Origin of the sequence: Marinomonas pontica (assembly GCF_026191375.1) — a bacterium.
Classification (GTDB): Bacteria; Pseudomonadota; Gammaproteobacteria; order Pseudomonadales; family Marinomonadaceae; genus Marinomonas; species Marinomonas pontica.
The window spans coordinates 18354-33032 of record NZ_JAODTL010000009.1 but is presented as its reverse complement, the minus strand read 5'-3'; the positions used below and the strand labels follow the sequence as shown (position 1 = coordinate 33032).

At 47.5% G+C, this 14679-nt stretch carries 10 protein-coding genes and 2 pseudogenes; 8 read left to right on the top strand and 4 right to left on the bottom strand.

Annotated features, from left to right (window positions below):
• The first annotated feature begins 31 nt into the window (after positions 1 to 31).
• Positions 32 to 1564, top strand: a complete 1533-nt coding sequence (locus tag N5P32_RS01140) for a carbon-nitrogen hydrolase family protein (protein ID WP_265727372.1) — start codon at positions 32 to 34, stop codon at positions 1562 to 1564.
• Between the two features lie 15 nt (positions 1565 to 1579).
• Positions 1580 to 2968, top strand: a complete 1389-nt coding sequence (radA, locus tag N5P32_RS01135) for a DNA repair protein RadA (protein WP_265727371.1) — start codon at positions 1580 to 1582, stop codon at positions 2966 to 2968.
• 30 nt (positions 2969 to 2998) lie between these two features.
• On the opposite strand, the gene N5P32_RS01130 is transcribed toward radA, so the two are convergent.
• On the bottom strand, positions 2999 to 3283 hold the full coding sequence (locus N5P32_RS01130; RefSeq protein ID WP_265727370.1) for a DUF1289 domain-containing protein: 285 nt from the start codon (positions 3281 to 3283) through the stop codon (positions 2999 to 3001).
• Between the two features lie 26 nt (positions 3284 to 3309).
• Positions 3310 to 3843: a COG3904 family protein gene (locus N5P32_RS01125; RefSeq protein ID WP_265727369.1), complete on the bottom strand. Its 534-nt coding sequence runs from the start codon at positions 3841 to 3843 to the stop codon at positions 3310 to 3312.
• A 474-nt stretch (positions 3844 to 4317) separates the two neighbouring features.
• Here N5P32_RS01125 and N5P32_RS17880 point away from each other — a divergent pair.
• Positions 4318 to 5085: pseudogene (locus N5P32_RS17880) on the top strand (diguanylate cyclase domain-containing protein); the annotation flags it as partial.
• Between the two features lie 52 nt (positions 5086 to 5137).
• Here the strand turns inward: N5P32_RS17880 and N5P32_RS01115 are convergent.
• A complete protein-coding gene (locus N5P32_RS01115; protein WP_322783799.1) occupies positions 5138 to 6706 on the bottom strand; it encodes a CoA-acylating methylmalonate-semialdehyde dehydrogenase in 1569 nt (522 codons plus the stop codon).
• Between the two features lie 217 nt (positions 6707 to 6923).
• Here N5P32_RS01115 and N5P32_RS01110 point away from each other — a divergent pair, with 217 nt between their 5' ends.
• From N5P32_RS01110 to N5P32_RS01095, 4 genes are all read left to right on the top strand, one after another.
• Positions 6924 to 7832: a LysR family transcriptional regulator gene (locus tag N5P32_RS01110; RefSeq protein ID WP_265727368.1), complete on the top strand. Its 909-nt coding sequence runs from the start codon at positions 6924 to 6926 to the stop codon at positions 7830 to 7832.
• 135 nt (positions 7833 to 7967) lie between these two features.
• Positions 7968 to 9080, top strand: coding sequence for an efflux RND transporter periplasmic adaptor subunit (locus N5P32_RS01105; RefSeq protein WP_265727367.1), 1113 nt, complete (start codon positions 7968 to 7970; stop codon positions 9078 to 9080).
• Positions 9080 to 12172: an efflux RND transporter permease subunit gene (locus N5P32_RS01100; RefSeq protein WP_265727366.1), complete on the top strand. Its 3093-nt coding sequence runs from the start codon at positions 9080 to 9082 to the stop codon at positions 12170 to 12172. The genes N5P32_RS01105 and N5P32_RS01100 overlap by 1 nt, the downstream gene beginning before the upstream one ends.
• Before the next feature lie 85 nt (positions 12173 to 12257).
• Complete coding sequence (locus tag N5P32_RS01095) at positions 12258 to 13238, top strand: LysR family transcriptional regulator (protein WP_265727365.1); 981 nt, start codon at positions 12258 to 12260, stop codon at positions 13236 to 13238.
• Positions 13239 to 13277: 39 nt separating this feature from the next.
• Here the strand turns inward: N5P32_RS01095 and N5P32_RS01090 are convergent, their stop codons facing one another.
• On the bottom strand, positions 13278 to 13499 hold the full coding sequence (locus tag N5P32_RS01090; protein WP_265727364.1) for a DUF1653 domain-containing protein: 222 nt from the start codon (positions 13497 to 13499) through the stop codon (positions 13278 to 13280).
• Between the two features lie 132 nt (positions 13500 to 13631).
• Between N5P32_RS01090 and N5P32_RS18120 the strand changes: the two are divergent.
• Positions 13632 to 14667 (top strand): annotated as a pseudogene (locus N5P32_RS18120) (arginine N-succinyltransferase).
• Positions 14668 to 14679: the final 12 nt, after the last annotated feature.

The following is a 14679-nucleotide window of genomic DNA, read 5'->3' as shown; positions in this document are numbered from 1 at the left end:
CAATACATAAGACCGATTTACAGAGGCCAACATGCAGCACGAAGATTTACATTTAACCATTCGTAATCTCACCAACAATGATTACGAACAAGTCAAAATTCTGATGGATAAGGTGTATCACGATATTGGTGGTGCTTGGCCAGAACACACGATTCATCAATTAATTCGAGATTTTCCAGAAGGACAAATTTGTTTAGAAGACCACGGAAAAATCGTCGGCCTTGCCCTGTCCGTGCAAGTGAGTTACCAGCGTTTCAGTAACCCGCACACTTACGATGACTTGGTGGATCAAAAAGAAAACATTTTGAACGACGCTATGGGCGATGCAATGTACGGTTTGGATGCCTTAATTGCGCCAGAGTACCGCGGTTACCGCCTAGGCCGTCGTTTGTATGAAGCCCGCAAAGACCTATGCCGCCAGCACAACTTGCGCGCCATTTTAGCAGGGGGTCGTATTCCAAATTACCACGAACACGCCCATGAAATGAGTGCGGCTGAATACCTAGAAGCGGTTCGTGAACGCAAAATTTACGACCCTATTTTGACCTTCCAACTGTCCAACGACTTCCAAGTTACGCGTTTATTAAAACGCTACATGCCAGAAGACGAAAAGTCCCAAGGCTACGCAACGCTCTTGGAATGGAAAAACATCTTCTTCGAACCAGACACCAACGTAATCCGCTCGCGCAAGACGCAAGTACGCATTGGCGCGATCCAATGGCAAATGCGTGAAGTGGAAAGCGTCGATGAGCTATTAAAGCAAGTGGAATACTTCATTGATGCGGTATCCGACTATAAAAGTGACTTTGTCCTCTTCCCTGAGTTTTTCAATGCACCATTAATTGGACTGAGCCCAGATCAAGGCAATCAGACAGAAGCCATCCGTTTTTTGGCCAGCTTCACAGAACGCTTTATCAATGAAATGTCACAGTTCGCCGTCAGTTACAACATCAACGTGATTACTGGATCCATGCCTGTCATTGAAGACGAAATCGTTTACAACGTCAGTTACTTGTGTCGCCGCGATGGCACCGTGGAAGAACAAAAGAAAATCCACATCACGCCTCACGAACGTCGTGACTGGGTTATCCAAGGCGGCAACGACCTGCGCGTCTTCAACACGGATGCCGGTCGCGTGGGCATATTGATTTGTTACGATGTGGAATTCCCAGAGTTGGGACGTCTGCTTGCCGAGCAAGACATGGACATACTGTTTGTACCATTCTGGACAGACACCAAAAACGGTTACCTACGTGTGCGTCGTTGTGCCCAAGCCCGCGCCATTGAAAACGAATGTTATGTGGTTATTTGCGGCAGCTGTGGCAACCTGCCTCAGGTAGAAAACCTCGACATTCAATACGCGCAAAGCTCCGTTTTCTCCCCATCTGATTTTTCTTATCCACACGATGCCGTGATGGCAGAAACCACCCCAAACACCGAAATGATTATGTTCTCTGATTTGGATTTGGATAAGCTCAAACTAACGCGCAGTGAAGGCTCGGTAAACAACCTAAAAGACCGTCGTACCGACCTGTACTCAGTCAATTGGAAGAAACAGAACTAAGAGAAAGAGACCCTCATGGCCAAAGCTAAAACCGCGTTTGTATGCAATGAATGTGGCGCCGACTATGCCAAATGGCAAGGTCAATGCCAAGCCTGTAGCGCGTGGAACTCACTATCAGAAATACGCCTGACAGCAGGTAAAACGTCGGCTCGGGTGGCCGCAAGCCAAGACCCGCGTTACCAAGGTTACGCAGGTGCGGTCACAGGCATTCAGAATTTGTCTGATGTGGATTTGGGCGATGTGCCGCGTTTTAGCTCTGGCGCCAATGAGTTTGACCGGGTATTAGGCGGCGGCCTAGTACCTGGTGGTGTGGTACTCATCGGCGGACATCCGGGGGCAGGGAAAAGTACCTTGTTGCTGCAAACCATGTGTTGGTTAGCTCAGCAACAAAGCGCACTGTATGTGACGGGTGAAGAATCCCTGCAACAGGTCGCCATGCGGGCACAACGTCTTGGCCTACCAACGCAAAACCTAAAAATGCTCTCAGAGACCAACGTTGAAGCGATTCTAACCATTGCCCAACAGGTCAAACCCAAAGTGATGGTCATAGACTCCATTCAAGTTATGCATTTGGATGGCGTAGAATCCGCGCCCGGCAGCGTGTCACAAGTTCGAGAAAGTGCCGCCGTATTAACGCGCTTCGCCAAACAAACCCAAACCGCTGTTTTGCTGGTCGGCCATGTCACCAAAGACGGTTCTTTGGCAGGGCCTAAAGTACTGGAACACATGGTGGATTGTTCGGTATTGCTTGAAGGCTCGGAAGACTCGCGCTTTCGCACCCTTCGCGGCATGAAAAACCGGTTTGGTGCAGTGAATGAATTAGGCGTTTTCGCCATGCTCGAAAACGGCCTAAAGGAAGTTAAAAACCCAAGCTCTATTTTCTTGAACCGCAGCAATCACCCTGCTGCTGGCAGCCTTGTGATGGTGGTTTGGGAAGGGACGCGTCCATTGTTAGTGGAACTACAAGCACTGGTGGATGATTCCGCGTTAGGCAACCCACGACGCGTGACGGTCGGATTCGACCACAACCGACTTGCCATGTTGTTGGCCGTTTTACACAAACACGGCGGGTTGTTGACGTCTGACCAAGATGTGTATTTGAACGTGGTGGGCGGTGTTAAAGTCCTGGAAACCAGCGCTGACCTAGCGGCGATTGCAGCGGTAGTGTCGAGCTTTCGCGATAGAGTGCTTCCGCATGATCTGGTCGTACTGGGCGAAGTCGGCTTGTCTGGAGAAATTCGACCTGTGCCATCTGGACAGGAACGTATTAGCGAAGCCGCTAAACATGGCTTTACCAGAGCCGTCGTACCCAAAGCCAATTGTCCGAAAAAACCCATTGAAGGCATGAAAGTGATTGGCGTAGATCGTCTGTCGGAAGCGCTCGACGCGATTTTTGAAAACTAACCGATTCGATTAGCGACCATTAATCGATCGTTAATCATTTGTTAGCTCAAACAAGTCAGTAATCAGCTCATCTTCCATCCCGTAAGGCAACGCCTTGGCAGAATCGGCTTCCAATCTGTCTTGGCGAGCTTTTAACAAGCGCGCTCGACGCTGCTGACAAAGATCCAAAACATGATGACGCGCTTCATTGGACAGGGAAAACCAATGAAAGCGCTCCTCTCTACTGCGCAAGCAGCCTTTGCAAAACCCTTTTACGCTGTTTTCACACACACCTCGACAAGGGCTTTCTATGGCGAACAGTTCTATTTGCTCCATATTTCCCCCTTTGTCTTGGTGCTTTATTATTCTGTCGCTAGTTGGAAATCGTACACTTCTTCTGGCGATAAAAAATACACTCTGTCCGCGGGTGCTGCGTCCAATGAAAACCAGTAAAAACGTTCTGGCACGCCCATTTCGAGATAAAAATTCACATACGTAGCATGGATAGGATCCGCCACATTCAAATTGGTGGCCTTGAGTCTGGTTCCGTCTGACCAAGCATGCACACCAACACCGGCGCCAGCACCAATACTGCGCTGTACTCCACCTAAGAATAGGTCAACCCCACCAGAAAGCACGTAGCCTGTGGTCGCAATGTGCGTATTCAACCCCAAGCGACGAATCAAACGAGCGCCTTCCATGGTGGCTTGTTGATCGATCGACCCCGGAATGTCCACCAAGACTAAGTCGGTGACATTGGGATTTTTGCGTACCATATCGCTTAATTGTTGAACCAGATTGCTGTCTAAAACACCAGACAAATAAGCAGAATTGCCTTCTACATCAACAACTAATCCTTCCGTTTCTTCGGCTTCGGCTTTTTTGGTTTCTACCATTCCTGAACAAGCGGTTAAAAATAACGCTATGATTAAACATGAGAATCTTGATAATGAAGCAAGGTTATATTTTTTCTTCATAAACAGCCCGAAAAAGTAGAAAAGTGTTAAACCGTTATAAACGTAAGTCGATTGTATTTCGTAACCATAACAGTGCAATGACTTAGTGAAGTAAACCGTTTTCAAGAACACCAAATAACTGAACCAAGGATTGAAGCAACCGTGGTAAATACTAGCCAATTAAAGCATCCGCATTCTTTTACTTCAAACCACGTTTTCAATAGTCTCAGGCAAACGTCTCAGATTTTGAGTATAGCGTCGGCAATTGGCTGTATTGCTCATTTTTTGTTCCTTTTATTATTTATTTATCTCGATCAAACCACGCTTGCTTGGTTCAATGTCCTCAGCGTCGCCATATGGTTAACAACACTCTGGTTTAACCGCATTGGACGACACCCTATTTCTGTCCTCATCATGAGCACAGAAGTGTTAAGCCATGCCATGTTAGCCACCAGCCTACTTGGCGCAGATGCGGGTTTTCAATATTACCTATGGCCAATGGCGTTACTCTTGATGGCGATACCTTGTCTTAGCATCGCTTGGTCTTCATTCATCGCTTTCGTCCACATGGCAGCATTTACATTGTTGAGCGTGTTTTTCCAAACCAAACTAGACAGTATCATCACGTATTATCCGCTGCTTTTTGTGATGAACATAATCGGCGCAAGCCTTCCCTTTATTGCCACGGCCGCCATTTCACGATCCATGTATGCCAGTCAATATTTTTTGTTGGTTAACCTCGCGGAAAAAGACGAACTAACACAACTATTTAACCGTCGGTTTGGGCTTGATGCGCTCAACTATTACGTTAGCCGTAAAGCTAAAAACACTGTCCCTTTCTGTATCAGCCTCGTGGATGTCGATCATTTTAAACGGGTAAACGATCAATTAGGCCATCACAAAGGCGACGAAGTACTGATTAAGATCTCAGATTATCTGTCCAAATCCATGCGCGAAACCGACATTTCAAGCCGTTGGGGTGGCGAAGAATTCCTCTTCATTTTCCCGAATGTCGAGCTGTCTCAGATTCAACAACGCATAGAAACCATCTGTGCAGACATGCCTAAACACATTGCCATAGAGGGCTGGGATAAGACCATAACTTGCAGCTTTGGCCTGATTCAAGTGGACAAAAACGAAACCGCAGAAAGCGCACTAAAACGCGTTGATGACTCCTTTATCAAGCGAAAAAAATGGTCGCTACCAAGTGGTAAGCGACCATTAAAAAACATTCCTACTGACTGTTGTGGCCTAATAAAACAGGACGCCAAGGACAGAAAGAAACGTCTGGGACTCTTTCGTTTCCGTTGCGCTTATGAAGGGAATGAAAACTCTTTCCTTCGCGTACACCTGCAGACGGCCAGCGTTGCGTGATGGTTTTACGCTTCGTGTAAAAACGCACAGCATCTGGACCGTAAGCGTGCAGATCGCCAAACAAAGAACGCTTCCAGCCACCAAAGCTGTGATACGCCACAGGAACCGGTAATGGCACGTTAATCCCCACCATACCGACTTCAATATAATCAGAGAAATAACGCGCGGCTTCACCATCACGAGTAAAAATACACGTGCCGTTGCCGTACTCATGGTCATTGATCAAAGTCATAGCCTCTTCCATGGTATCGACTCGAACCACCTGCAAAACAGGGCCAAAAATTTCTTGCTGATAGCTGTCCATCTCTTTGGTAACACCATCAATCAATGTGGCACCAACAAAAAAGCCATTTTCGTAGCCAGAGACTTTCGGATTGCGCCCGTCCACAACCACAGTCGCCCCTTGAGCTTCAGCACTATCAATAAAACCAACGACTTTGTCTTTGTGCTCTTTGGTGATAACAGGGCCAAAATCATTGGATTTATCCGAAAACTCACCCACTTTTAAGGGTTTCATGGCGTCTGCCATCTTGCTTACCAAGGCATCACCAGCCGCTTTACCCACTGCCACAGCCACAGATAACGCCATGCAACGCTCACCAGACGAACCAAATGCCGCCCCCAATAATTGGCTGACCACGTTATCCATATCCGCGTCTGGCATCACAATCGCGTGGTTTTTCGCGCCGCCCAATGCTTGGCAACGTTTGCCATTCGCACTGGCTTTGCTGTAAATGTATTCTGCGATAGGCGTAGACCCGACAAAACTCACCGCTTTAACGCGCTTATCTTCTAACAAGGTATCCACAGCGACTTTGTCACCATTCACCACGTTAAAGACACCGGCAGGCAAACCGGCTTCATGCAGCAATTCAGCAATAAACAACGACGTACTAGGGTCGCGCTCTGACGGCTTCAACACAAAGGTGTTGCCGCATACGATCGCCATTGGGAACATCCATAAAGGCACCATCGCAGGGAAGTTAAACGGTGTAATACCAGCAACAACACCCAATGGCTGGAACTCGCTCCAAGAATCAATATTTGGGCCGACGTTTTTGCTGTATTCGCCCTTTAATAATTCTGGTGCACCACAGGCGTATTCCACGTTTTCAATACCGCGCTGCAATTCACCCGCGGCGTCATGGCAAATTTTACCGTGTTCAGCACCGATCAATTCGCAAATTTTGTCCGCGTGCTTTTCCAATAACGCCTTGTAATTAAACATTATCCGAGCACGTTTTAGTGGCGGCGTGTCACGCCATGCGGGGTAAGCCGCTTGCGCAGCCGCAATGGCCTCTTCAACCGTAGCACGAGAAGCAATCGCCACTTTTTTAGCCACCTCGCCTGTCGCCGGATTAAACACGTCCTGCGTGCGTTCTGCGTCTAGCGAATGATTGCCGTTGATCAAATGTCCAATGATGTCCATGTGCGCTCCGTAAAGGGATTAGTCAGTCTGTCAATTAACGGCTGCCTCTTAAGTGTTAAGGAGCAACAGCCTTGTATTGACACTACTATGCCAAGCAGAATAGATTATGAAAACTATAATCTATTAACGCTTAGTTAAACTTTTACTTAACTAAGTAAAACGATGAATCACCCGCTTTTGTATTGACTACAAACGGCTTTTTTGATCAGGAAGACACATGAAACAATTTCAGAGTCAGGTAAGCGATGCCGATTTACGCATCTTGCGAATCTATCGCACCGTGGTCGAGTGCGGAGGATTCTCCGCAGCCGAAGTGGAACTAAACATCAGTCGCGCCGCCATCAGCATTGCGATATCCGACCTTGAAACACGGCTCGGCTTTCGTTTGTGTCAGCGTGGTCGCTCTGGATTCGCCTTAACCAATGAAGGCAGCCAAGTGTACGACTTCACCTTGCAACTGTTGTCGTCTATTGAAGACTTTAGAACCAACATTAATGCGCTCCACCAGCATTTAAAAGGCGAACTCAACATTGGCATTACAGACAATTTGGTCACCCTGCCACACACGCGTATTACGCAAGCTTTGGGCGGCCTAAAAGACAAAGGCCCTCACGTAGCCATTAACATTCGGATGATCCCCCCCACGGACGTGGAACGCGGCGTACTGGATGGACGATTGCACGTCGGCATTGTGCCGGACTTAAAAATCCTCAACGGTCTGGATTATCACCACCTGTACGAAGAAGAATCCAAGCTGTACTGCAGCAACACGCACCCTTTGTTCACCCTATCTGACGACGCTTTGTCCAAAGCCAAGTTAAAAGAGTACGATGCGGTGCTGCCCGCCTACGCGCAAACACCGGACATCAAAGCGCAACATCAGCCACTGACGCCCAGCGCCACGGCGACCGACCGCGAAGGCATTGCCTTTTTGATTCTCACAGGACGTTATATAGGCTTCTTACCCGACCACGTTGCAGAACACTGGATTCGAGACGGTCGCATGCGCGCCATTTTGCCAAACGACTGCCACTACATTACCCAATTTTCCGCCATAACGCGCAAAGGGGCTCGGGCCAATTTGATTCTAGAGACTTTTATAGCGGAGTTGGAAAAAACGCAGTAGTGCGAATATACCCCGTTTCAGCAAGATATTCACAACTAGGCATATCTTTCATATATATTTAAATGTTCATATCCTCACACGAGAGATATAAAATACATTCATCTAACTATTTCCTAAATATTTACGGAGCAATGAATGAATTCCCAAAAACGTTTAAATACGCTTGTTGGTATGACGCTGGCCGCTTCTCTGCTGCTGGTTGGTTGTTCATCAAGCGAAGAAGAAACCGTGGTCGAAAAAGAGATTATCCGTCCAGTCAAACTGATCTCTATTGCCGCAACCGACGCGGTGAACATTCGACGTTTTCCTGCTGAACTTAAGGCCAGTGAAGAAGCCGACATTGCGTTTCGCGTTGGCGGTCAGTTAATGGCGCTGAACGTGGTTGCAGGTCAACGTGTTAAAAAAGGCGAATTGCTTGCTGTATTAGACCCAACCGATTTTAAACTGCAGGTGGAACTGGCTCAAGCCAACCAACGCCTTGCAGAAGCTCAGTTCAAACGTATTCAGAACTTGTTGCGCCAAGACGCCACAACCCAATCGCAATACGATTCAACCAAAGCGACATTAGATCAAGCCAATAACGCCCTTCAAACGGCAAAAAATCAGCTGCAATACACCAAAGTGTACGCACCTTTCAGTGGCGTCATTGCTTCTATCGCAACGGAAAACTTCCAATACATCAGCGCCACAGCGCCATTGATGCACATTCAAAACATCGATGCGTTGGATGTGGAGTTCCAAGTGCCTGAAAGTCTGGTCGTCAGCATCAAATCCACCAATTCAAACTACCAGCCAAAAGTCGTAGTTGATGTGGCTCCCGATGAACCACTTGCAGGTGAGTACAAAGAGCACAACACCACTCCCGATCAAACCACTATGGCGTACGATGTGACCTTACGTCTGATCCGTAACGATTCAGCACAACATACGCTATTGCCGGGTATGACCGCGAACGTCGACATCGATTTAAGCCGCCTACTGGGTAAGAAGAAACACTTCACCATTCCCGTTGAAGCCGTGCTTCGTCATGAAGACACCAGCACAGGCCAGTCCAACAGCACGGTGTGGGTATTCAACAAAAACACCAACCAAGTGAGCGCGCGCGTGGTGACTTTGGGTGCTTTGCAAAATGACCAAATCGAGATTTTGTCTGGCCTAGAAGCAGGCGATCAAGTGGTTGCCGCTGGGGTAAATAGCCTAACCGACAGCATGCACGTTCGTCCTTGGACACGTGAGCGAGGTCTATAATGGATATCGCAGCGTATTTTATAAACCGCAAAGTCACGAGCTGGATGATCACACTGATCTTATTGGTCGGTGGTGTGATCGCGTTTTCGAACTTAGGACAACTGGAAGACCCTGAATTTACCATCAAGGATTCCTTGGTGATCACCTACTACCCTGGCGCGTCACCAGAACAAGTAGAAGAAGAAGTGACCTACCCGATTGAACGCGAACTGCAAAACTTGCCGTATGTGGACAAAATCACGTCGACGTCTAAAGCAGGCTATTCGAAAGTTCAATTAACCATCAAAGACACCTATCGTGCCAAAGAGCTGAAACAGATCTGGGACGAAGTTCGCAAGAAAATTCGCGACATTACAGGGTCCTTTCCAAGCGGCGTTGCCACGCCTATTGTGTTGGATGACTTTGGTGATGTGTACGGCGTTATGCTGGCGATCAATGGGGAAGGCTACCCATACAAAGACCTGAAAAATTACGTGGATTACGTAAAACGGGAATTGGTATTGGTCGATGGCGTTGCGAAAGTGACGGTGGCCGGTGAGCAAGACGAACAAGTCACAATCGAGATTTCTCGTTCCAAACTGACCAATATGGGCATTGCGCCAAGCCAGCTAGAAACTCTGCTGTCCAATCAAAACAGTGTGTCTAATGCGGGCCGCGTCAAGGTCGGCAGCGAATACATTCGCATCAGCCCAACGGGCGAATTTAACGACATTTCCGAATTAGAAAACCTGATAGTGGGCACGCCAACCGACGGTAAGTTGATTCGTCTGCGCGACATCGCGACCATTAAACGCGAGTACGTCGAGCCGAAAACACACCTAGTGGATTTCAATGGCGCCAAATCGTTATTACTTGGCATCTCGTTTTCCTCTGGTGTAAACGTCGTAAAAATCGGTGAGGCTCTTGAGAACCGCATTGAAGAATTGCAATACCAACAGCCCGTTGGCCTAAACATGGACCCAATCTACTTCCAATCCAAAGAAGTGGAACGCTCTGTGTCTAACTTCTTACTTAACCTAGTGGAAGCGGTTGGCATCGTTATTTTAGTGCTCTTGGTATTCATGGGCATTCGCTCTGGTATTTTGATCGGCATCATCTTGTTGTTGACCATTTTGGGCACCTTCATCGTGATGGATTATTTCCACATCAACTTACAGCGTATTTCCTTGGGCGGTCTGATCATTGCGCTCGGTATGCTGGTGGACAACGCCATCGTCGTTACCGAAGGCGTGCTCATCGGTATGCAACGGGGCATGACCAAACTGCAAGCCGCCAGTTCGGTGGTAAAACAAACCAAATGGCCGCTGTTAGGCGCGACCGTTATTGCTGTGACGGCCTTCGCTCCTATCGGCTTATCCCCTGATGCCGTTGGTGAATTTGTTGGCTCACTGTTTTACGTGTTACTAATCTCGCTGTTATTAAGCTGGATTACCGCCATCACCTTGACACCATTTTTCTGTGACTTGTTCTTCAAAGACAGCATTGCGAAAGCAAACAGCGAAGAAGGTGACGCACCAGAAGCGGTTGACCCATACAATGGTTTTATCTTTTCTGGGTACAAATGGCTCTTGGATAAAGCCATGCATTATCGCTGGGTGACGGTGATTCTGTTGGTCGGCAGCTTGTTTACTGCGGGCTGGGCGTTCCAGTTTGTGAAGCAGTCTTTCTTTCCGCCCTCCACGACACCTATGTTCTATATGGACATTCAGATGCCAGAAGGGACGCACATTGAAGACACGCACAATACCGTTAAGAAGATCGAAGCCGACCTGCTAAAAGACGAACGTATTAACTACGTTACGTCTACAACGGGTCAAGGCGCGTTGCGATTCATGCTGACGTACACGGCAGAGCAAGCGAATTCAAGCTACGCTCAGTTCATCATTCGTACACATGACACAGAAGTGATTCCTGGTTTGCTAAAAGACCTGTATTACAAAATGCAGGAAGAATACCCGGAACTGGAAGTGAAATTGCAACGTCTACAGTTAGGCCCCTCCTCTGGTGCCAAATTGGAAGCACGCATCAGCGGGCCAGATCCTAAACTGTTGCGTCAGTTCAGTGCGCAAATTCAGGAAATTTACCGCGCCGATGGCGGTCTGGAAAACATCAAAGACAATTGGCGTCAGCCGGTTAAAGTACTACGCCCTATTTTCAATGACGCCCAAGCACGACGCTTAGGCATCAGCAAAACCGAATTGGACGACGTACTGCTAACCAACTTTACTGGCTCACAAATTGGTTTGTACCGTGAAGGGACGGACTTATTACCGATTGTTCGTACCGCACCAGAAAGCGAACGCGTTTCCATCGATCAGATTCGAGATCTACAGATTTACAGCCCTGCAACAGGGTCGTATGTCACCTTATCGACCTTAGTGTCTGGATTCGAAACCGTATGGGAAGACCCCATCATTGAACGTCGTGACCGTAAACGCACGATTACCGTGATGGCAGACCCTAAAATATTGGGCGATGAAACCGCCATGGCCATCTTTGGTCGTACTCGTGGTGCCATTGAAGCCATTCAATTGCCACCAGGCTACGTTCTAGATTGGGGCGGTGAATACGAAAGCAGTACCGATGCGCAAGCCAATATCTTCAAGGCATTGCCAATGGGTTATTTGTTCATGTTCATCATTACTATTTTGCTGTTCAACTCAATCCGCGTGCCACTGACCATCTGGTTCTGTGTGCCGCTGGCATTGATTGGGGTATCGACAGGCTTGCTTGCGATGAACTCTGCGTTCAGCTTCATGGCACTGCTTGGTTTCTTGAGTTTGTCTGGTATGACGGTTAAAAATGGTATCGTATTGGCAGATCAAATAAACTACGAACTCGAACAAGGCACGGAAAAGTATGAAGCCATCTTCATGTCTGCTGTTAGCCGTGTTCGCCCAGTTTGTATGGCCGCCATCACCACTATTTTGGGTATGGTGCCATTATTGTATGACGCGTTCTTTGAAGGCATGGCCGTGGTAATTTCGTTCGGTCTTGGTTTTGCCACGATTCTGACGCTGATCGCTGTACCGGTGTTTTACACCATATTGTTCCGTGTTAAATATCGTCATCACGACGAATTTGAATCCTAACGGTTCAGCCTGTTTCAAAACTAAGCCTTATTGCCAAGTGCAATAAGGCTTTGCTTTTCGAGCAGCCGTTTTATCGAGAAAATGTATGCATTTAGACGACATCTTAAAATTAGACATTAAGTTACTCGTCGCCTTCGTTACCATTATGGAAGAAGGCAGCGTTTCGCGCGCCGCAGAAAGATTAGGGGTTACTCAACCCGCGTTAAGTAAAAGCCTGCAAAGGTTAAGGGAATTATTTAAAGACTCGCTTTTCACTCGCCAAGCGTATGGACTGAGTCCAACCGCACGAGCGTCTGAGCTTCACGACCTTATTCAACCGATCTTAAGCTCACTGTCCGAGTTAATGAGCCCGAACTCATTGGATCTAAAAAACCTAGACAGACGCTTCAAATTACGTGCAGATGAAGGCGACTTAGAAAACTTCATTGAACCATTATTGGCATCCTTACAATACCAAGCGCCTAAGCTCAGATTGTCTATCAGCTCTTGGGGTGACACGCAATTGGATGAGCTGATTTCTGGCAATGTTGACCTTGGGGTTATGCGGATTAATGACACCCCCGGAAACATTCGTAGCAAGCTGATAGGCTACATGGAAGCCTGCATTATTTTAAGTGAAGCCCATCCGCTTTTTCATCAAGATACAGTGTCCGTGACAGATTTGCTTGCGCACAAAGTGGTGACACATCATTTGCGTAATAATCGCAACAATTCATTTGCGAAAACTGAACAGAAGCTCAAACAAAGAGGTCACATAATACAACCAGACCTAGAAACCGACAGCCTAATGGTCGCCATGCAAGCCGTAAAACGCGGCATGGCATTGGTGACATCGCGATCCATCGGTGACCTTTTTCTGCAAGTCATGTGCGAAAAAACCAATTTTTATCCCGTAAAATTATTGCCAATTCCGCAAGAAGTGTTGGATCTTGATGAATACAATGGCCGGCATCCCATCCATATTTTTTGGCATGAACGCTTTAATAATGACCTTGCTCACCGCTGGCTGAGAGAGCAAATCATTTCCTTTATGCGTGAATCACCTTGGATGCACCCGCCAATTTAGTCCAAATCTAACGGATATCCAGACAACAGCATACCGGACTTATCCCGCGTCACGTTCTGCTCGTATCCAATCAAAACGCGGGATACTTTCTCCATTAATCTCCACCGTCTCAATAAACATGGACAAGGGTCTGGCCCACCAACCAAAGTCACCATACAACGCCTGATAAATCACCAAGTCTTCTTCCGTTTCGCTGTGTTTGGCCACACGTTCAACCCAATACAACGCCCCTTTATAATGCTGATACACACCCTTTTTCATTCAGAACCCTCTCATACTTATTAAAAATCGACCAATTTTAGCCAACATCCACAAAAAAACGTCGCCAATACGAAAGTTGGACTCTTACCAGCCGAACACAACTTGGTGATAATAACCAACATATTATCGTCCATGACTCATTTTCAGGAATCTTCTATGTATCTAGTACGCCCAGTAGATTTTGCCGATCTTCCTGCGCTGGAACGACTTGCCCAGCAAGCTGGCATTGGTATCACCAATTTCCCAGCCAATAGAGAACGCCTAAATGACAAAATAGCCTCGTCTCGTCGTTCTTTTCAAACCGACGTCGTACAGCCGGGCGATGAATCCTACTTGTTTGTTTTAGTGGATACCAGCAACGATCAAATCATTGGTTGTTGTGGCATTGACGCCATGGTCGGTGTAGACACGCCTTTTTACAGTTACCGCATTGACGAAGTGGTTCACGCGTCGCCCCAGCTGCAAATTCATAACCGTGTGCCGGCTTTGTTCCTGTGCCACGACTACAGTGGCACCAGCCGATTGATTGCCTTGGTTGTCGACAAAGCGCATCAAAATACCGTCGCGATGTCGTTACTATCCAGAGCCAGATTGCTGTTTATTGCACGTTACCCAGAGCGCTTCACCGCACGACTTTTTGCCGAATTGCGTGGCGAAAGTGACAAACACGGCTACTCTTCTTTTTGGGACGCGTTGGGCAAGCACTTTTTTCCATGGACTTTAAAAAAGCCGACTACCTTTCCGGTGTCAGCAACAAAAACTTCATCGCGGAATTAATGCCGCGTTACCCGATTATGTGCCGACCTTACCAGAAGCCGCACAAGATGCGATTGGCGTGATCCACGAAGATTCTGACCAAAGTGCCGACATTTTGCTGAATGAAGGGTTTGAATTTCGAGGTTATGTCGACATTTTTGATGCTGGCCCCAGCATCGAAGCCAGAACCGAAAGTCTACGCACCATCGCACAACAAAAAATGGACAAAGCCCTTAGCCTAACCGACAAAGCCAAAGGGCCAATGCACCTAATATCCGCCGGACATTTAGAACATTTTCGCGTTACTGCAGCGCATGCCGAGCCTCAAGTGGCTGGGCTAGCGATAGAAAAAGCAACCCAAGAACGACTCGGCATCTCTTCGGGACACCGCATCCAATGGGTCGCACTGTAAATTACATAATAA